The following is a 19807-nucleotide window of genomic DNA, read 5'->3' on the forward strand; positions in this document are numbered from 1 at the left end:
GTAGAATGAACGATCAGGTTGTTAAGAAAGCTGGAGCGTTTGTCCTATCCAATAAGCGCATGGTGTTTATGATGGGGCCGACTGAGGATCAATTAGCATTAGCTATTGTCAGATTAGGCGGGCATAGAGAGGGTACAGAAACTGCTTGGGAATGCGCGCAACGTGAGGTGCTTGAAGAGTCACAAATGCGAATCACTTCGTTAATGCCATTAACTACTTTTTATTGTCCCAACACGAGGTTCGACATACGTATCGAGCTGGAACCCATTCTTGATCTTGAACATGTACGAACTGAACCACGGCCATTAATAATCGGACATCAGAATTCCGTGGAGAGTATAACACCAATTTTCCTAGCAACTTCTGTTGACGAACCCGTACCAAGTATGGAAACGAAAGCTCTAATGCTCTTAACACGCAAAGATGTTATCCGGCTATGTTCTGAAACCATCACATTAGATGAGTTCAGGTCCACAGGCGGTAAAGTCTTATTCGCGCAAAAGATAAACGGACAATTACCTTTGAAACCATTCGGACACCTACGTATGCTCGCACATATAGTAGAACAATATCCGAATGTAATATCATCTGAGCTGTTTTAAGGTCATGTAACTTCAATTCAGTTAATCGCGATAGGTGGTGGTTCTGTGATTTGCCATAATCTAAAAGTTATTGAAATGATGACAGCAGGAAGTGGACTTTCTGTGGGTTTTGAAGACCTTATGATTCATGGGGTATCCATCGATTCTAGAACTGTAAAGAGTAGAAACTTATTTATACCCATTATTAGAGAATTGGATGGTCACGATTTCGTGGAAGAAGCCATTTCCAGAGGAGCGACAGCCTCGTTATGGCAAAAAGATCATCCAAATCCGCCTGTACATTTGCCGTTAATTTATGTGGATGATTGCTTGAATGCCCTTCAAACACTGGCAGCTAATTATAGAAGAGAATTATCCATACAAGTCATTGCCGTTACGGGCAGCAATGGCAAAACAACGACCAAAGATATGATTAATTCCGTTTTACAGACGACCTATAGCGTTCACAAAACAGCAGGGAATTTAAATAGCCAAATCGGGGTCCCCTTGACCATTTTAGAGATAGATCAGAGCTCAGAAGTAGCTGTCATAGAAATGGGAATGAGTGAACGTGGTCAGATCGATCGACTTTCGCGAATAGCTCAGCCAGATATTGCGGTCATAACCATGATTGGTGTGTCTCATTTATCTAGTCTTGGATCAAGGGAAGCTATTGCTGCCGCGAAATTAGAGATTACAAATGGCTTGCAAGATCATGGTGTACTAATCTACAACGGGGATGAACCACTTTTGACCCATGCTGTTGCTAAAATAAATAAACCGATCTCCACATTTCGCTTTGGTGAAGGAGATTCTAATGACTATTACGCTGGAACTATGCTAACCAACTCCGAAGGATCTTTTTTTACAGTAGGTGATGATTCTTTCCATTTACCTGTTCTTGGCGCACATAATATCTCAAATGCACTTGCAACAATAGCTGTCGCGACAATATTAGGCATAGGCCCAAATGAAATTAATGCGGGTTTCAGCAAATTGATCGTAACTGGGATGAGAATGGAAAAGATCATTTCTCCCTTTGGTTATACCATCATCAACGATGCTTGGAATGCAAGCCCGAATTCCATGAGAGCTGCAATAAGAACGTTTGAAGATTTAACCGGTTATGGAAGGAAGTTTGTCGTCTTAGGCGATATGCTCGAGTTAGGTGAGCAAGAAGAGGAGTTCCACCGGGAAATAGGCAGGCATTTGGATTCGGCGAAAATAGATTATGTGTATACGGTCGGTTCACTCGGTAACTATATCGCAGTAGAAGCGGGAAAAAGTTTTCAGAATGGTCATGTTCGGTCGTTTTTGGATAAAGAAGCTTTAACTAAAGCTTTAAGGGACATGGTAAATCAAGATGATATCATTCTATTGAAAGCCTCAAGGGGTGTGCGATTGGAGACGATTCTAAAGGATTTATTGTAAAATGGTGACAGCACCTTTTCATAATTATGTGCCTGAGAAATCAGGCTTTTATTTTTATAACAAGTATGGTTTGAGATAAAACCGATTGCGATTTGTGTACGTTTCCTCTTATAGATTGAAGAAGGAGGAAGAGAAGGATGCAAATAGCAAAAAAAGTTAGCGCTGCCTCATTGATTTTACTTGGAATTATCGGTGTTACGACTGCAGTCACTGCGTCAGCGGCTGAAGCCCCGAAGGTAATTAGTGAAACGGATATCGTAGGTCAGTTGGGTCTCCTTCAAGGGGAAGGGAATGGACTTTCAACGGAATATTTAAACCGTTCAGCTACGAGACTTCAAGCGGCCATTATTTCACTGCGATTGCAAGGTTTGGAAAAAGCAGCGTTAACGTATCAAGGAACGAACAGCTTTCAGGATGTAAGCGGCGTATCGCAACAGAATCAAACGATTCTTGGCTATCTGAGTACGCATCCCGAGGCGGGCTGGCAAGGAACAAGTGATCATATGTTTAATCCACTCGGACCACTAACCGCTCAGCAGTTTGATAAAGTGCTTTTAGAAGCTTTGGGGTATAAGCAAGGCGTTGATTTTGATTTTGTACAGGTGACTGAATTCGCCGAGAAACATGGGTTAACGCGCTTAGCGAATGTTGCCGCCATGAAGAACTTGCATTTAGCAAGCTCCATGCTGGAAGCGCTTAAAGCAATGCCGAGAAATTCATCGAAGTCCTATGCCGATAAGCTTGTCTCTCAAGGTACAATGGAAGCTTCAGAGCTGGAGCTGCTGAACAAGCCCTCCTTAAAGCTCATGCACAATGAAGCTGCAGGCAGCTACCTGACGGATGAGAAAGGCATGACGCTATACGAATTCTCCAAAGATGTGGCGGACAAAAATGCTTGTGCAGCACAATGTCTGGCAAACTGGCCGATCTACGGCAGTCATGATCTCGTTGTCCCCGCCGAGTTTCAAGCAACGGATTTCAGCGCATTTACGCGTACGGATGGCAAGGAACAGCTTACATATCAAGGGTGGCCGCTATACACATTTGTCAAAGATACGAAACCGGGAGACACCCTTGGTAACAATGTGAACAATGTTTGGTTTACCATTCAGCCGTCTAATGGTGGGATTCGAATAGGGACGAAAGCGGAGCTTGGTAATTATTTCACTGATGCAAATGGGAAGGCCTTGTATTACTATGATTTAGATACGAAAGGTATCAGTAATTGCGCAGGCAAATGTATTGAAAAATGGCCTATCTTCTATGCTCCATCGATTACAGCACCACCAGGAGTCAAACAAGCAGATTTCGGCACGTTAGTACGTTCTGATGGGAAATTGCAAACAACGTACAAAGGGTATCCGCTTTATTATTGGGTGAGTGATAAACTCATGGGAGATACGACTGGACAAGATGTAGGACATGTCTGGTATGTCGTGGATCCTGCCAAATTCATAGGAACCAAAGCAACGAATACATCCGTGAAAACGTCGAAGTCAGATTCGTTGGGCACGTATTTAACTGACTCGAATGGGATGGCGCTCTACTTGTTTGCAAAGGATAAATTGGATCCCAATGCCTGCGTAGGCAATTGTTTGGTGAATTGGCCGATTTTTTATGATGCCAATTTGACAGTTTCCTCAGATTTGATAAAAAGTGATTTCGGCGTTCTGACTCGCAAAGATGGCACACTGCAAAGCACGTATAAAGGTTGGCCACTTTATTATTGGATCAAGGATCAGTATCCCGGTGATACGACTGGTCAAAATGTTAGCAAGGTTTGGTTTGTAATTAACCCTGCGCAACAATCCGAGCGGTCTTAAACGCTTGCTCATAGAAGCCCTCAACCACTGACTTGTTCAGAAGGTTGGGGGGCTTTTTCTATCTTGGCTATTGCCAAGATGTGAAGTTGCGGATAAGGTAGAAATGATTACATGTCAAATCGATTCGGGGTGTAAGAGAATCATGCGAAATCGAACCGATGGGGAGCTAATGAAGCTTGTCATGAACAAGCATCACCCCGCATTGGAAGAGTTATACGATCGTTATGTGAAAATTGTGTATGCATTTGCTTTGAAATCTATGAAAGACGAGCAAACAGCGAGAGAAATCGTGCAGCTCGTTTTTACCAGACTATGGACGACGCAGAAGGGGTATGATCCTAGCAAGGGGGCTTTTGTCAATTGGTTGATCACGATCACTCGCAATATCACCATCGATTGTCTGCGCAAGCAAAGAAGGGAGAATGAGAATCTCCATTTTGACAGCAATGCATGGGAGCAATCCTTTGTATCCACAGACGAGAACCCCGATGCCGCCATATCTCGCAAGTGGTTAGGGGAGCAAATCCAAGAAGCCTATCTTCATTTATCGGAGAGTCAAATTAAATTAATTCATTTGATGTATTGGCAAGGGTACACGCTTAGTGAAATTGCCGCACATACGAACGAACCGGTGGGTACGATTAAGAGTCGGCTCCATCAGGGTTTGAAAATACTTCGTAAGCATTTGACATCACTGAGGGAGGGATGACGTGATGGAAGAACGGGAGCATATAGACTGTAGTTTTGTGGTCAATTATTTGACAGGCGACTGCACGGAATGGGAGCGAGCCGCTTTCGAACGGCATCTGCGCACGTGTGTCGCTTGCCGTGAAGAATTGCACGACCTGGAGGCGGTCTGGGAGGCGCTGCCTTTTGACATGGAAGAAGTTGAAGTTCCTCCTGATCTGAAGGAGCAAGTCATGTCAGCCATAGTGCCAAATCGACATGATCTGGTCATCGAGATGACGACGAATGAACGGTCGCAAAACGTTGCCAAAAGTTCCAAAGGGCGCTTATTTAAATGGGCCTACGCCTGCGCTGCAGTAGTTCTTATCGGTGTAGCAGGAGGTCTCTGGTGGAACAATCAGGAGCCCACTCCAAGTGGCACACTAAAGACGGCGCTTAATCAACCTGCCGAAATTGAATCCATCTATCAGCTCAAATCGGTGGAGACCACGATGTCTTCAGCATCAGGAACGGTGTGGGTGCTCCAGCATGGTGATGTCCATAATGTGGTTGTAAATTTGCAAGGCTTGAAAGAAACAGAAGGTGACTGGACCTACCAAGTCTGGTATAACCGAAATGGTAAAAGATACAACTGCGGGACATTACGTGTCGATACGAAGGGTGCCGGCATGTTAACCTATACGATTCCAGTGAAGACAGACAATCTTCAGATTGACTCGTTTGGTGTTACGCTTGAACCAGATCCGAATGGAACTACACCGAGGGGCAAAAAGATTTTGGGCACATAATTCAAAAATATCAAACCGAATTCAAACGCATGACGTTTACTTAAAAGAGCAATGCTAATATGAAGGAGGATGCGGGTATGAAGAAATCAATGATAGCCATAATGCTGGGTGCCGGGTTGATGGTTGCAGCAGTAGTTCCAGCCAGTGCAGAGGATCATGGGATGCACACGTCGACGCCAATCAGCTCTAAATTAGCTGTTGCTAATCAAGTGAAGTCCGATATGAAAATTACGTTGAACGGGCAATCTCTTGCCCTTGATGAGTCCTATCTGATCGATAACTCATTATTCGTCCCTTATCGAGCCTTTGCCGAAGGCATTGGGGCTGAAGTTGGCTATGATGCGGACACGCGAACCGTTACGGTGACGAAAAGCGGGAAAACCGTCAAATTATCGATTGGGTCTGCCATGGCCAATGTGGATGGAACAAACGTAGCCATGGTCGGTCCTGCACAATTAATCAATAGTTCAACTTTTGTACACTCTCGGTTTTTGGCCGAAGTATTCGGTGTTAACGTCCAATACGACGAATCCACAAGAACGGTTAACCTCGTCACAGGTACTGGACAATCCGTCGCGAAAACGTATTATATTAACATCGAGAGCTTTGCTTTTAGCAACACGGATTTGACTGTGGAAGCGGGATCTACCATCGTGTTCACCAACAAAGACAGCGTCAAACATAATGCAGTGGCAGATGATGGGAGTTTCAAAACGCCGCTTTTAAGCAAAGGGGAGTCGGAAAGCATCACGCTGACGAAACCTGGTGAATACAGCTACTTCTGCGAACCGCATAAGGAGTTTATGAAGGGTAAAATAACCGTGAAATAAAAAGGGAAATCTCGTCACTCTTTGTAAAGGAGCGTGGCGGGATTTTTTTTGTCATGATTATTTTCTATATCGAAATGAGAACGATTTCATCTAATAGGGATGTTATTAAAGAATATTCAGAAGCTCTATGATAATAGTAAACCAATAGAGTGTATTTGCAGATTTTAAGAGATTTGATGGAAAAATGATATTAAAATAAAGGTTGATTTGTAGGAAAATAGGATGCCAAATGAGGAGTGAATTGTATGGAAGTAAAAGCGATCTACTTTGATTTATTTGAAACCCTTATTTCAGAATTTGAAAATGGTCAAAGGAAAGCTCCACGTTCAACTCACATGGTAGAACAATTAGGAGTCGACACTAAGATATTTGATAATGAATGGAAATTAAGACAAGAAAAAAGAATGGATGGCTCGTACTCGGACTTTCCGTCTGTAATCAGAGATATTTTTAGCAAAATGGGTCATGAAGTTCATGATGATCGTATTGAAACCTTACATACTCAAAGGAAAGCATCTAAATTAATCCCTTTCAACAAGATTGATTTAAGGATTTTATCGATGCTAGAGCAAATTAAGAAATTGGGGTTAAAGATTGGTTTAATGAGTAATTGTACACCAGAAGAAGTGATTGGCTGGGAATCCTCACCGTTAGCTGCGTATTTTGATGATACTATTTTTTCTTATCAAGTAAAATTAGCAAAACCGAATCCCCTCATCTATCATCTCGCATGCGAAAGACTAGGGGTCAGTCCATCTGAATCATTATTTATTGGTGACGGTGGATCGAACGAATTGGAAGGGGCTGCCAAAGTGGGTATGTCCTCTTACCATGCAACTTGGTTTCTTCCAACTTACATCAGCGAAAGAATCACAAACTACACAAAACTAAGAGAACCATCTGAATTGATTGAACTTGTCTATCAGAAGTAAAGAAGAGAAATTATTCAAGCCATAAAATCATATGTATAATAAAAAGAGAGTTAACCTTATCTCAGTAACTTCATTCTTAAATAGTTCCAAGTCTGATAAAAGTTTTTAAGAACGGGTCGAACCTTTCTAACAGGTATTTGACCTCAAGGCATAGAAATTAGTTAAAAGGCACTATTTACAGAGAAAATGGGGGAAATAGATTCATATGATCTCTAGAAGACAGTTTGTCAAAAGATTGCTTGCTACTGTGTTTGCTTTAACTGGTGGGGGTGCCCTCCTGATGCAAACGCTAAAAGGCAGAGAGACGAACGGAACTGTAGTTGAAGCCATCGAACAGAATGAAGTTCCCAATGAAACCGTTTCACCGGATTCGGTCATTTCTGGCGAAAATCGATTATTGCTATCCTTTTTCCTCCTTAGTGATGTGCATATTTCTAATAATGGGACCTCTACCATAACGGATCGGCTTCATTCAGCTTTGAAAGATATCACTCACTTCGAATCCCCAGTCGATACCATTGTATTCGGAGGAGATATCACGGATGTAGGTAGAGATCAGGATTATAAGCTTTTTCGAAAGGTATTAGACAACTATAAATTACCGCCATTATACGCGAATATGGGTAATCACGACTATTATGATATCTGGATTAATAGTAAAGGTGATTGGTCCGCGGAAACGGTGCCTAATGGAAAGACCGATGCCATGTCGCGTGAACGCTTTATGAAATTTTTTGGCTACAAGGATAAGCCATATAAGGATGTATGGATGAATGATGTTCATCTCATTATGATGTCTCAAGAAACGTATGTACAGGAGAAACCAGAGGTTGGGGAAGGTGCTTGGTACTCGGATGAGCAACTTGCTTGGCTCGAAACGATTATGAAAAGCCATGTGGATGGAAAGCCTGCTGTTGTCTTCATTCATCAGCCATTACCGGCGCCGGATACCGAGGGGAAACCGCCACAGTTGCTCAGGGCCAAGGAGTTTCGTGCCATTTTAGCTCCTTATAAGAACGTTTTTGTACTGTCCGGGCACACCCATCGTAACTTTGCGACGGAGAATCACTATAATACGCAGAATTCGTTTCACTGGTTCAATAATGCTTCTGTAGGCAAAACACGCAGCGCTGACAACCCCAATGTAGCGCAGGGCATGTACGTTCAGATCTATAACAACGAAGTGGTTGTCCGCGGCCGAGAATTTTCCGATCGTACCTGGATTGAATCGGCTAAGTACACTGTAGCGTTAGTTTAATTAATTGTATTGTAAATATTCAGAGAGGCAATTGGCGAAAAATGGAGAACCGTTTGTAACGGGTCTCCATTTTTTTGTTGACACATAATCATCCTAATGATAGGATAATAAACGTCCTAACATTAGGATAAAGTGTTTCGAGATAAATAATAATAGGATAAGGGGAGAGATGTAAAATGGGTATACTATCAATTATTCTTCAAGCTTTATTAGGTTTAGGATTTCTGATGTTTGGATTTATGAAGTTCGGTTCAAAGCAAATGGTGGATGAATTTAGGCGGTATGGATATTCAGGCGGTTTTAGAGTTTTTACTGGCCTCGTTGAAGTAATTGCAGCAGCCATCATCATTTGGGGGATTTGGAATGACACATTAGCGGCATGGGGAGCTGCATTAGTTGTTGTAACGATGTTGGGAGCCATTCTTACACATATGAAGGTGAAAGATGCTGCTAACAAAATGATGATGCCAATCCTTTTACTAATTCTAGGAATTATTGTATTAGTTATTAATTTTGGAGCTTTAACTAATTAATTTAATAAAGTGGACGTGGTATGAGCACAATGTTTTTGGAAACATTAATAAAAAACAAACCTTACTGGAGGAGAAAACAATGAGTAATGGAAAATTGAATGTAGGAATTATTTTAGGTAGTACAAGAGCAGGACGCGTGAGCCCGCAAGTAGGGGAGTGGGTAAAAGGAATTGCTGAAAAGCGTGGAGATGCGAACTATGAAATCGTAGATATCGCTGACTATCACTTACCGTTCTTGGGGACCACCGATGGGACGGAGCCAGGAATTGCAGCTTGGAATGAAAAACTTAACAGCTTGGACGGGTTCGTGTTCATCGTATCCGAGTACAATCACAGCATATCAGGTGCCCTAAAAAATGCACTTGATCTTGCACGTGAAGCCTGGAATAACAAAGCAGCTGGTATCGTAAGCTATGGTTCGACTGGCGGTGCGCGTGCTGCAGAACATTTGCGTGGCATTTTGGCTGAATTATTGGTTGCCGATGTTCGTGTACATCCTACTTTGTCTTTATTTACGGATTTTGAGAATTATACGACATTTAAACCTGCAGATTTACATTTGACGAATGTAACTGGCATGCTCGACCAACTTATTGCTTGGAGCGGTGCATTAAAAACAATCAGATAATAAAAAAACAATGACAACAAAAGAGCTGCCGAGAGGCAGCTCTTTCAATTTTATCCTAAGATATTGTACCTACTCGGAGAAGCCGAAGTATTCCCTCATAACACGCAGTTCATGGTTCACACGCTCCGGAATCTCCTTAAGAAGCTCTGGCCACGGTACGAATAATGATTCATCCCAGGAAAATTCAATAAATGTCATCGTTGGTCGGAACCGAAACGTCTGCAAGTAGCGTTCAACTAATTCGTTAGTTTCCTTGTCTGTAGTTAACTTATCTTGCAGCATGTCGGGAACTAACAAACCCGCTCGACCTGCCGTCTCGTAGGTACACGTATCTAAATTCGGGATGAGTTCAAGCATAGCAAGCAGCGGGGAAAAAGCGTGTTTACCAGGCTGAGAGTACAGTCTTACCTGGTAAGGATTGCTTTCAGCAATATTGCTCCGATCCTTGAGTAATCCTTTAAAATATTTGCCATGGAAGCTGCATTCACAATTGATAATAGTTCCATCGCGTCCTACATAAATCCATACATGCTCTAATTCATACAAATGCTCGATATCATAATCCCAGTAAATCGCATATTCAATGACCTTTTCAATCCTAGCATCCGACTCAAAACTGATCAATCGACGAAAGGATGGGGATGGACCATCCTGATCAAATAGGGTGACGCCAACGCGAACGGGGTAAAATGGCTCCAATTGGTCAAATAACAGCTGTGGTGCATATGTTTTGGCTAAGGATAGATCTGTTTGTGTGGGCTGATCCTTCAATGCGGCTCCTCCTTTTGAAGCACGAATCACTATAAGCTTAATTATAAGAAAAATAGAAGGGCATACCTTAATTTATTTTAGAAAAATCTATAAAGTTATTGGAATAAAGTAACAGAAAATCACGCAAAATATAAAATGAGTTTTTGGGAGAGAGGGGGGATTCGACATGGAGCAAAACATCCCGTTACAAGTAAACGAAAGTGTAAAAATTAATCACGAGGCCTTGCTACATATTTTTCATCATTGTGCGGATATCGTATTTAGACCGTTAAAGCTTTCAGATCACTCAGAAATTCTGCTCGTATATATTCAAGAACTGACAGATTCGGGGAAATTAGAACAAATTATTTCAGCCTGTATGATAAGTCGTGATTCTGATCGACTGACTCAGTATACAACCGCTTTTCAGTTGTCGGAAATTGTAGCAAATGTCTTGAAAGGCTGTACAGCTATCTTTCTAGATGGCAATCCTTTTGCCTATTTAGCGGATTTGAACGCTTTCAATCAAAGGGCCATTAGTGAACCAAGCAATGAAGCGTCGATTCGCGGTCCACGTGAAGGATTTACCGAAAGCATAAAAACAAATATAAGCATGATTCGTAGAAAAATAAGTAATCCCAAATTGAAATTTGAAATGCATCAGGCAGGAGAGCTAACCAATACGGATTTTGTGGTTGCGTATATCGAAGGGAAAGTCAAACCAGAATTACTTCAAGAAGTAAGAAGAAGACTTGATGCTTTTCGTACGAATCAATTGTTAGACTCTGGATATATTGAAGAATTTATTGAGGACAAGACCTTTTCCCTTTTTCCGCAAATTCAAAATACGGAACGTCCGGACACCGTGTCTGCGAGTCTATTGGCGGGCAGAGTGGCCATTATCGTTGACGGCTCACCGAATGCTTTATTATTGCCGATGACGTTCTGGTCAGGGTTTCAAGCTGCGGAAGACCATTATGAACGTTTCTTATACGTCTCTGCCGTCAGACTTATCCGGTTCTTGTTAGCTATTATGTCTTGCTTACTTCCATCCGTATATGTGGCGCTAACGACGTTCCATCCTCAGATGATTCCACTTGCTTTAATGCTGAGTATTTCAGTATCAAGAGAAGGGATTCCGTTTCCAACGGTGATAGAAACATTATTAATGGAACTGATGTTCGAGGGATTGCGGGAAGCCGGTCTACGGTTGCCCAAAGCCATCGGTTCAGCTGTGAGTATCGTTGGAGCATTGGTTATTGGGGAAGCGGCGGTCCAAGCAGGTTTTATCTCCGCACCTATCGTGATGATCGTTGCGGGTACAGGGATTGCTTCGTTTGCATTTCCGAGCTATAGTTTGGCATTGCCATTTCGCCTGTTGCGTTTTCCACTTCTAATCTTAGGTGGATTCCTGGGTCTGTATGGCGTCGCTATTGGTGTCATATTCGTCATAATTCATCTTGTATCGCTGAAGTCATTCGGTGTTCCTTACCTAACACCAGCAGCACCCATTGGACAAAGATTTTGGAGGGATACCTTGATACGCATGAATAAACGATATGTATCGACACAACGTAAACAATGAAAAAAATCTGGCTAATCCTATGGATCATACTGACGTTGTTCGTTTCCGGTTGTTGGGACAGGAATGAAATTAATGATTATGCTTTCTGGATTGGAACGGCTTTAGATATTTCTGAAAGTGGCAAACTTCAAAAAAGCGCCCAGGTGGCAGTTCCCGCAGATTTCAAGAGCACGAAAGGTGGAGGGGATAGTGGGCAAAGAGCAAATATTGTGCTTACCGCGACCGGAAGTTCAATCGTAGATTTGACCCAGCAAATTCAAGACAAATTGCCTAGAAGGGTTTTTCTTGGACACCGTAGGTCTATTTTCATTGGAGAAAAGCTGGCGAAACAAGGACTAGTAGAAATTATGGATCAATTTACACGAAATACCGATACACGTCTGCGCACAGATATATTTGTTGTGAACAACGGTGAAGGAAAAGATGTCTTGAAAATCAACAGTCCGTTTAATCAATTCTCATCGATTGTTGCTGTTGATCAGGACCGATTTTGTCGATTAGGGGACACAGCCTTACGAGATGTTTTACTAGACGTCGGGCGAGATGGTATTCGGCCATCTATGCCGATGGTTGAGATTTCACCGAAGAATGAACAAGAAAAACATGAAACCATCGAGGTGAAGTCCGTAGCTATATTCAATAAAAAACTGCAAATGGTTGGGAAAGTAAGTGGAAGAGAATCCTTGGAAATGTTTTGGGTCAAAGGCGTGTTAAAGGATCAATTTCTAACGGAAGAAACGGAGGAGGGGGTTATCTCTTTATACGAATCCAATTTAAAAAGATCAATACGAACAGAAATTGAAGGCCATACAGTTAAAGCCTACGTGAAGCTAGAGGGAACTGGAAGAGTTCTTGAAAATAACTCGGATATTGATATATCCATTTCCTCCGAACGTAGACCATTAGAACATAAACTGAATGAACGTAAAGCAAAAAAAGTAGAGGAAACCATTAAAAAAATGCAATTGGAATTCGGTCAGGATGTGTTTGGTATCGGAGAAGAAATTCACAAAGAGCATCCCTACCAGTGGAAAGAACTGCGTGATCATTGGGATCAAATATTCCCGACTGTTGACGTATCAGTAAGTGTCAAGCTAAAAATTCAGAATACAGGGGATATTGGCAAACGTATCCCAGGAATTGGTGATCGAAAGTGAAAATCTCTCCTTGGCAGTTGTTTTGGATGTTCACGACGTTAGAAATTTCGATGAGTATTTGGCTCACGGTATCCCCGTCGATTGAGTTAGCTAAACAAGATGCATGGATCTCTCTGCTCATAGCTGGTGTAATCGGACTGGCTGTGACAACGATTTTAGTGCTTATTTGTCAGCGTCATTCTTCCCAAACATTGGTGGAGTTTGCACAAAAGCTATTTGGTAAATGGTTCGGAAAGCTCATAGCCATGCTCTATATTGTGGTTTGGTTTTCCGTATCTGCCGATATTTTACGAATTTTCTCGTTATTTATAAAGCAATTTCTTTTTCACGATACGCCGATTTGGATGATAGCTCTGCTTATGGTTGCCGCGATGGTTTATATCAATTACTCAGGAAGCATCGAAGCTATTGCTCGCTTTAGTGAACTGGCTGGCCCCTTACTTCTAGTCGGTATTTTAATTACGTTCGGTTTAAATGTAACGAATCTGCATCCAGCGCTTCTTTTACCCATCTATGCAGACACCGGGGTGATACCCATTCTGAAAGGTTCTATGGTAAACGCATCGTTCCTCGGAGAGTCGATGATGATTATGATGCTAGCCCCTTTTATTGCGAATTCACAAAAGATGCTCAAACCTACGCTACTTGCCATTTGTGTTCCTGCTTTAATCGGCGTATTAACGGCAATTTTTGTTATAATGACATTTGGAACCAATATCGGAGGAACGTTAATCTTTCCGTATTTTAGCATGGTTCGATTTATTAATTATCTACAATTTATTCAAAACATGGATGTTTGGATTATGTTCATCTGGATCTTCAGCGTATTCGTAAAATTGGCGATTTACTTGTTCATCAATAGCTATGGATCTGCACAATTGCTCGGCATCAAGAATTGGCGAATCGTCATCGGATTTGCTGCAATCGTTATCTATACGATATCCTTAGTACCTGCTGACATTATAGGTCTGTTGGATTTCGCGAAATTCGTCTGGATTATTTACATTTTTCCAATCTTCATTGTTGGTATACCGATTATTTTTCTGCTTATTAGTCATGTTCGAGGTCGATCACTGGTACATAAGTAGACATTCAGTTTAGATAAAAGTGGAAGAGGGGATTTGTTTGCGTAAAGTCGCACTCATAACTGGGGGAGGTCAGGGCATCGGGCGTGCCATTGCTATAGCTTTTGCACAAGAAGGTTATGGTATTTCCATAGCAGATATTCACCAAGAGAAGGGATTGGAAACCTTAGAACGCTTGCGTCCCTTTACTGAAGATGCCATTTTTATGAAGGTTGACGTTTCTAAGCAAGAGGATGTTGACCAATGGATAGAGCGTACGCATTCAGATTTGGGAAGTATTGATGTCTTAGTGAATAATGCAGGGATCATGCATAATACCGATGTGTTGGAACTTAGTGCAGAACAATTTCAGCGAGTTATCTCTATAAATCTGGGAGGTACTTTTCATTGCTCTCAGGCGGCAGCCCGAATCATGAAAGCACAAGACAACGGCGGTGCTATTATTAATATCTCGTCCACCAGAGCTGCCATGTCAGAACCTAATACCGAAGCATATTCCGCTTCAAAGGGTGGCATATCGTCATTGACCCATGCGATGGCAATCAGTTTAGGCGGGTATGGCATTCGCGTTAACGCAATTTCGCCAGGATGGATTGAGGTGCGAGACGAAGGCAGTTATTCCCACTCGGAAATAGATCGCAGTCAGCATCCGGTAGGCAAAGTTGGGAAGCCAGAAGACGTTGCCGCGGCTTGTTTATTTTTAGCGAGCGAGAAAGCAGGATTCATTACTGGACAGAACCTCACGGTAGATGGGGGAATGACAGTTAAAATGATGTATCTAGAGGAATAGTGTGAGTAGTATAGTGGCATAACACCAAAAAAGAACCTGGGCAATGTTGCCAGGTTCTTCTATATTGCATAGGCAGAGTCACGATGATATAATCGACCTAAGACTGTTTATGGTAAAATGTTCGTAGTAAATCCATCTTATACTTTAATCTTACCATGCCAGTGACCTCTTGTCAAATGTTTTTCAAATTCGTGATTAGGAGAGATGTTGAGTGAATTCTTGGGTACTCAGTTTTCAGGAAATGGAAAAAACACAGCTATCGCTCGTCGGAGGAAAAGGGTTGAATTTAGGGGAATTATCCAAAATTCAAGGGATTCAAGTACCAGAAGGATTTTGTGTTACAACGAAGGGATTTCTGAACGTCATCGAACACAACGATACCTACCAGGCTTTGGTGAATCAACTAACACTCCTAAAAGTAGATGATCGAGAACAAATTGGTGAAACCAGCAGGAAGATTCGAGAACTCATAACTGAAGTAGAAATTCCTAGCGATGTTGTGAAAGCTGTCACTAACTATCTTACTCAATTTGGTGAGGGGGATGCCTATGCGGTGCGATCAAGTGCGACGGCGGAAGATCTACCACATGCCTCTTTTGCTGGTCAGCAAGACACCTTCTTAAATATTATTGGTAAAGAATCCATCTTACAGCATATCAGCAAATGTTGGGCATCGCTATTCACGGATCGCGCGGTAATCTACCGTATGCAAAATGGGTTTGACCACAGCCAAGTGTATATTTCCGTCATTGTTCAAAGGATGATTTTGCCGCAAGCTTCAGGAATTCTGTTTACCGCGGATCCCATTAGCTCTAATCGAAAATTGCTATCCATCGATGCCAGTTTTGGTCTTGGGGAAGCCTTGGTTTCGGGCTTGGTATCTGCCGATAATTATCAAGTAAAAGGAGACGAAATCGTGAAAAAGCGGATAGCCACCAAGAAATTGGCTATCTATGGACGTAAGGAAGGAGGAACGGAGACGCAACAACTCCAACCTGAGCAACAAAAGGTACAAACACTAACGGATCAACAAATTTTACAGCTAGCTCAACTTGGAAGACAGATCGAATCCTACTTTGGCAGTCCACAAGATGTTGAATGGTGTTTAGCGGAGGATACATTTTATATAGTCCAGAGTCGTCCCATCACGACCTTATTCCCGATTCCTGAAGCTAATGATCAAGAAAATCATGTCTATTTATCTGTTGGCCATCAACAAATGATGACAGATCCTATAAAACCATTGGGTTTGTCTTTTTATCTGTTAATTACTCCTGCGCCTATGCGTAAAGCTGGTGGAAGGTTGTTTATTGACGTAGCGCCTAGGATGGCTACAGCAGTTGGCCGGGAAGCTTTATTAACAACCATCGGATCCGATCCGCTTATAAAAAGCGCACTGATGACCATCATAGAGCGAGATTATATAAAATTGTTACCAAATGATCAAACAGCACCGATTCCGAGCCGAAATAATCCTGATCTTGTGCAACAAATTGAAAACAATCCGAACATCGTATCTGAGTTAATTCAGAGCAATCGCGCATCGGTAGAAGCATTAAAACAAAGTATCCAAACGAAATCAGGATCGGATGTCATTGATTTTATACTAGAAGATATCCAGCAATTGAGAAAGATCTTGTTTGACCCTCTTAGTACGGCTGTGTTTATGACGGCCATCAATGCTTCCTTATGGATCAATGAAAAAATGAACGAGTGGTTAGGTGAAAAAAACGCAGCAGATACCCTTTCTCAATCGGTACCGAATAATATTACATCAGAAATGGGTCTGGCATTAATGGGTGTCGCGGATGTGATTCGCCCTTATCCAGAAGTCATTGATTATTTACAGCACGTAAAAGAGGATAACTTTCTGGATGAACTGGTTAAGTTTGAGGGGGGACAGGAGGCTCAAGCTGCAATCGATGCTTATCTGCTAAAATACGGAATGCGATGCGCTGGAGAAATCGATATTTCTAGAACGCGATGGAGTGAGAAACCACTTACGCTAGTTCCGATGATTCTGGGTAACATCAAAGCCTTTCAGCCTAATGAAGGCCAACGTAAATTTGAACAAGGACGCCAGGAAGCTTTGGACAAAGAACAAGAATTAGTAGCTCGATTAATCACTTTGCCAGATGGTGAACAAAAAGTTGAAGAGACCAAACAAATGATCCGCCGAATTCGAAATTACATTGGGTATCGTGAATATCCCAAATATGGTTGGGTTAACCGCTATTTCGTATATAAGCAGGCTATACTGAGAGAAGCGGAGCAACTCGTACAAGCGGGTGTCATTCTTGAAAAAGAAGATGTATTTTATCTCACTTTTGAAGAACTGCATGAAGTCGTACGTACCCATACACTCAATTATCAGCTTATCAGCAAACGTAAAGTTGAATACCGCTTGTATGGGAAACTAACTCCCCCGCGTGTTATCACATCGGATGGTGAGATCATTTCGGGTACTTACAATCGAGAACATATACCGGCTGAAGCGCTAGTTGGTCTACCTGTTTCCTCAGGCGTAATTGAAGGACGGGCACGTGTCATTTTAAATATGGAAGAAGCTAATCTCGAAGATGGCGATATCTTGGTTACAGCTTTCACAGACCCTGGCTGGACACCCTTGTTCGTATCTATAAAAGGTTTAGTCACCGAAGTTGGTGGTCTGATGACGCATGGCGCCGTTATCGCGCGTGAATACGGTTTGCCTGCTGTTGTCGGCGTGGAAAATGCCACTTCATTAATAAAAGACGGTCAACGAATTCGCGTACATGGAACCGAAGGTTATATTGAAATCTTGTAAACAGCACATAGAATAAAAGACAAACTAACAGTGAATCTTAAAAAAATAAGCAGCACAGGGGAGGAAAAATGTGTGCAAATCATTTCATTGAACAAAGAAACATTCAGAGGACAGGTCAATCATGGGATTACGCTCATTGTGTTTTACTCACTTGAGAGCGAATCTAGTCAAAGTCAACTTACAACTGTTGAGGACCTCGTGCAGGAAGTCAGATATCAAGCTAACATTGCCAAGGTTGATATCGATTCGGATAAAGAACTTGCAACGGAGTACGGTGTTTTGAGCGTGCCAACGTTAATGTTGTTTAAAGACGGTTATCAATTGGAAACATGGGTGGGTCCACAAAGTAAAGAAACGTTGAAACAGAAAATCATTGAATATGCAACTATGGGCGATTCGTGCGTGTAATGAACAGTTATCAATATAGTAAATACTTAAAGGACTGCCATTCGGCAGTCCTTGTTTCATAGGAGAGTTTGAGATAAGATGGCAATCGAATTATTGTAATCGCCAATTATTATTGGGGATAAAGGGGGAAGCTAATAAGCAAACAACGCTTCATGAGCAGAATTGCTAGGAATTCATAACTACAACTATACAACTCTAGGAGTAGAAAGATGAGGTTTGTCTATGTCAGTACAAGCACAACCACAAAAGAATAACGGTGACGACTTCTCTTTTAAAGCCATTCTTCCTCCACTTATGGCTATTATCGTTGGTATGATTATGGTTATTTTAGACAGTACGGTCGTTAATAACGCAATTCCACATCTCGTCGAATATTTCGGAACGGATCTAAAGACGATTCAATGGACAGTGACAGGATATACGCTTGCTTTATCAGCCGTCATTCCGCTCGCAGGTTGGTTAACGGATAAGTTTGGCTCTAAGCAGATCTTTTTGCTGACGATTACCCTGTTTACGATTGGCTCTGTGTTGTGCGGGATTGCTCAAAGTCCGTTACAGCTCATTATTTACCGCGTTATTCAAGGCTTAGGTGGAGGTATGGTATCCCCGATTGGGATGGCCATGGTATTTAAACTTGCGCCTCCTGAACGCCGCGGATCGATTATGGGTGTATTAGGTATTCCGATGTTAATGGCACCGGCTTTTGGTCCTGTATTATCAGGATGGTTAGTTGACTCGGTCAGCTGGCATTGGATCTTTATCATCAACCTGCCGATTGGTATTATCGCATTCATACTCGGTGTAAAATATTTGCCTAAATCCGATCGTCATCATGCTCCTCACCTGGATGTTGTCGGCATGTGCCTTGCTCCGATTGCCTTTGCAATGCTTGCTTTTGGTGTGAGTGAAGGGGGTACAAGCTGGTCTTCGACCTCTACCATTCTCGGATTAACGATCGGTGGGATTGCATTAATTACTTTTATCTTTGTAGAGCTTCGGCAGGAACAGCCCCTCCTAGAATTGAAAGTTTTCAAATCTTCCGATTTCACCCGAAGTATTATTTTGACATGGATCGTTCAGCTCGCATTATTTGGCGCGATGTTGATTGTTCCACTATATTTGCAGGGTGTGAAACATTATACAGCGCTTGAAACAGGCTGGATTCTGATGCCACAAGCGATTTGTGCTGGAATCGGCATGCCCATCAGCGGGCGACTATTTGATAAAATAGGGGCTAGACCGTTAGCGTTCAGCGGATTGGCGGTTGTCTCCGTTGCCTTGTTTATGTTGTCAGGTGTTTCTGTTGACACCAGCTTGCGACTTATTATCATTGCTATCTGCTTGATGGGACTTGGAATGGGCTTTTCCATGATGCCACTGAATACGCATGTCCTGAACTCGGCTCCTCGCCGATTGGTAAGCCGCGTAACGCCACTCACGACGGCGGCCCAACAAGTTGTCGTCTCGTTCGCTGTCGCTGGACTTACTGGATATCTCACGTCGCAGATTACTTCTCATGCAGCAAGCGCTGGAAAAGGAGCCAATCCGTTAACGGCCGTGGTGGCAGGATATGGGGATACATTCTTCTTATCCGCATGCATTGCTTCAGCGGGTGTTGCGCTTTCGCTAATTCTACGTAAGCCACGATTGAAAGAAGAAGATCAGTTGGGTGAAGGGGAGAAACCAGACCCGTCTATGATGATGGGACACTAAAGCAGGGTGATAACTACAAGTG

General features: G+C 42.4%; 18 protein-coding genes. 17 read left to right on the forward strand and 1 reads right to left on the reverse strand.

Translation table 11 applies throughout. From position 1 onward, the window contains the following. Positions 1-5 precede the first annotated feature (5 nt). From J2736_RS06785 to J2736_RS06830, 10 genes are all read left to right on the forward strand, one after another. Entirely contained in the window at positions 6-602 is a 597-nt protein-coding gene (locus tag J2736_RS06785) for an NUDIX hydrolase (RefSeq protein WP_310224649.1), read from the forward strand. A 45-nt stretch (positions 603-647) separates the two neighbouring features. Continuing rightward, complete coding sequence (locus tag J2736_RS06790) at positions 648-2012, forward strand: UDP-N-acetylmuramoyl-tripeptide--D-alanyl-D-alanine ligase (RefSeq protein WP_310224651.1); 1365 nt, start codon at positions 648-650, stop codon at positions 2010-2012. A gap of 137 nt (positions 2013-2149) precedes the next feature. After that, positions 2150-3835, forward strand: a complete 1686-nt coding sequence (locus J2736_RS06795) for a hypothetical protein (protein WP_310224653.1) — start codon at positions 2150-2152, stop codon at positions 3833-3835. 142 nt (positions 3836-3977) lie between these two features. Continuing rightward, a complete protein-coding gene (locus tag J2736_RS06800; protein WP_310224655.1) occupies positions 3978-4544 on the forward strand; it encodes an RNA polymerase sigma factor in 567 nt (188 codons plus the stop codon). A gap of 4 nt (positions 4545-4548) precedes the next feature. Further along, positions 4549-5310 (forward strand): anti-sigma factor, encoded by a 762-nt coding sequence (locus J2736_RS06805; RefSeq protein WP_310224657.1) that lies wholly within the window; start codon positions 4549-4551, stop codon positions 5308-5310. Positions 5311-5387: 77 nt separating this feature from the next. After that, on the forward strand, positions 5388-6140 hold the full coding sequence (locus J2736_RS06810; RefSeq protein ID WP_310224659.1) for a stalk domain-containing protein: 753 nt from the start codon (positions 5388-5390) through the stop codon (positions 6138-6140). 245 nt (positions 6141-6385) lie between these two features. Continuing rightward, a complete protein-coding gene (locus J2736_RS06815; protein ID WP_310224661.1) occupies positions 6386-7072 on the forward strand; it encodes an HAD family hydrolase in 687 nt (228 codons plus the stop codon). A 280-nt stretch (positions 7073-7352) separates the two neighbouring features. Beyond that, positions 7353-8330: a metallophosphoesterase family protein gene (locus tag J2736_RS06820; protein ID WP_310224663.1), complete on the forward strand. Its 978-nt coding sequence runs from the start codon at positions 7353-7355 to the stop codon at positions 8328-8330. Positions 8331-8506: 176 nt separating this feature from the next. Continuing rightward, positions 8507-8863: a DoxX family protein gene (locus J2736_RS06825; RefSeq protein ID WP_310224665.1), complete on the forward strand. Its 357-nt coding sequence runs from the start codon at positions 8507-8509 to the stop codon at positions 8861-8863. A 79-nt stretch (positions 8864-8942) separates the two neighbouring features. Next, positions 8943-9491, forward strand: a complete 549-nt coding sequence (locus tag J2736_RS06830) for an NADPH-dependent FMN reductase (protein WP_310224667.1) — start codon at positions 8943-8945, stop codon at positions 9489-9491. A 69-nt stretch (positions 9492-9560) separates the two neighbouring features. Here J2736_RS06830 and J2736_RS06835 read toward each other — a convergent pair whose 3' ends face one another. Further along, a complete protein-coding gene (locus tag J2736_RS06835; RefSeq protein WP_310224669.1) occupies positions 9561-10262 on the reverse strand; it encodes a hypothetical protein in 702 nt (233 codons plus the stop codon). A 166-nt stretch (positions 10263-10428) separates the two neighbouring features. On the opposite strand from J2736_RS06835, the gene J2736_RS06840 reads away from it, so the two are divergent. The 7 genes from J2736_RS06840 (at position 10429) to J2736_RS06870 (ending at position 19785) form a co-directional block, all read left to right on the forward strand. Continuing rightward, a complete protein-coding gene (locus J2736_RS06840; protein WP_310224671.1) occupies positions 10429-11826 on the forward strand; it encodes a spore germination protein in 1398 nt (465 codons plus the stop codon). Then, entirely contained in the window at positions 11823-12983 is a 1161-nt protein-coding gene (locus tag J2736_RS06845; RefSeq protein WP_310224672.1) for a Ger(x)C family spore germination protein, read from the forward strand. The genes J2736_RS06840 and J2736_RS06845 overlap by 4 nt, the downstream gene beginning before the upstream one ends. After that, complete coding sequence (locus J2736_RS06850) at positions 12980-14071, forward strand: GerAB/ArcD/ProY family transporter (RefSeq protein WP_310224674.1); 1092 nt, start codon at positions 12980-12982, stop codon at positions 14069-14071. Before J2736_RS06845 ends, J2736_RS06850 begins: the two co-directional genes overlap by 4 nt. A 37-nt stretch (positions 14072-14108) precedes the next feature. Then, positions 14109-14858, forward strand: a complete 750-nt coding sequence (locus J2736_RS06855; RefSeq protein ID WP_310224676.1) for an SDR family NAD(P)-dependent oxidoreductase — start codon at positions 14109-14111, stop codon at positions 14856-14858. Positions 14859-15069: 211 nt separating this feature from the next. Further along, positions 15070-17664, forward strand: coding sequence for a phosphoenolpyruvate synthase (ppsA, locus tag J2736_RS06860; protein WP_310224678.1), 2595 nt, complete (start codon positions 15070-15072; stop codon positions 17662-17664). Positions 17665-17736: 72 nt separating this feature from the next. After that, positions 17737-18072, forward strand: coding sequence for a thioredoxin family protein (locus J2736_RS06865; protein ID WP_310224680.1), 336 nt, complete (start codon positions 17737-17739; stop codon positions 18070-18072). 222 nt (positions 18073-18294) lie between these two features. Beyond that, positions 18295-19785: an MDR family MFS transporter gene (locus J2736_RS06870; RefSeq protein ID WP_310224682.1), complete on the forward strand. Its 1491-nt coding sequence runs from the start codon at positions 18295-18297 to the stop codon at positions 19783-19785. The last annotated feature ends 22 nt before the right edge of the window (positions 19786-19807 follow it).

The organism is Paenibacillus qinlingensis (genome assembly GCF_031455095.1).
In the GTDB taxonomy this organism is placed as follows: Bacteria; Bacillota; Bacilli; order Paenibacillales; family NBRC-103111; genus Paenibacillus_E; species Paenibacillus_E qinlingensis_A.

Bases quoted from the DNA above. Each gene is read 5' to 3' on its own strand.
- J2736_RS06840 (WP_310224671.1), top strand. From the start codon at position 10,429: ATGGAGCAAAACATCCCGTTACAAGTAAACGAAAGTGTAAAAATTAAT.
- J2736_RS06785 (WP_310224649.1), top strand. From the start codon at position 6: ATGAACGATCAGGTTGTTAAGAAAGCTGGAGCGTTTGTCCTATCCAAT.
- J2736_RS06800 (WP_310224655.1), top strand. From the start codon at position 3,978: ATGCGAAATCGAACCGATGGGGAGCTAATGAAGCTTGTCATGAACAAG.
- J2736_RS06845 (WP_310224672.1), top strand. From the start codon at position 11,823: ATGAAAAAAATCTGGCTAATCCTATGGATCATACTGACGTTGTTCGTT.
- J2736_RS06795 (WP_310224653.1), top strand. From the start codon at position 2,150: ATGCAAATAGCAAAAAAAGTTAGCGCTGCCTCATTGATTTTACTTGGA.
- J2736_RS06825 (WP_310224665.1), top strand. From the start codon at position 8,507: ATGGGTATACTATCAATTATTCTTCAAGCTTTATTAGGTTTAGGATTT.
- J2736_RS06870 (WP_310224682.1), top strand. From the start codon at position 18,295: ATGTCAGTACAAGCACAACCACAAAAGAATAACGGTGACGACTTCTCT.
- J2736_RS06815 (WP_310224661.1), top strand. From the start codon at position 6,386: ATGGAAGTAAAAGCGATCTACTTTGATTTATTTGAAACCCTTATTTCA.
- J2736_RS06805 (WP_310224657.1), top strand. From the start codon at position 4,549: ATGGAAGAACGGGAGCATATAGACTGTAGTTTTGTGGTCAATTATTTG.
- J2736_RS06830 (WP_310224667.1), top strand. From the start codon at position 8,943: ATGAGTAATGGAAAATTGAATGTAGGAATTATTTTAGGTAGTACAAGA.
- J2736_RS06810 (WP_310224659.1), top strand. From the start codon at position 5,388: ATGAAGAAATCAATGATAGCCATAATGCTGGGTGCCGGGTTGATGGTT.
- J2736_RS06820 (WP_310224663.1), top strand. From the start codon at position 7,353: ATGCAAACGCTAAAAGGCAGAGAGACGAACGGAACTGTAGTTGAAGCC.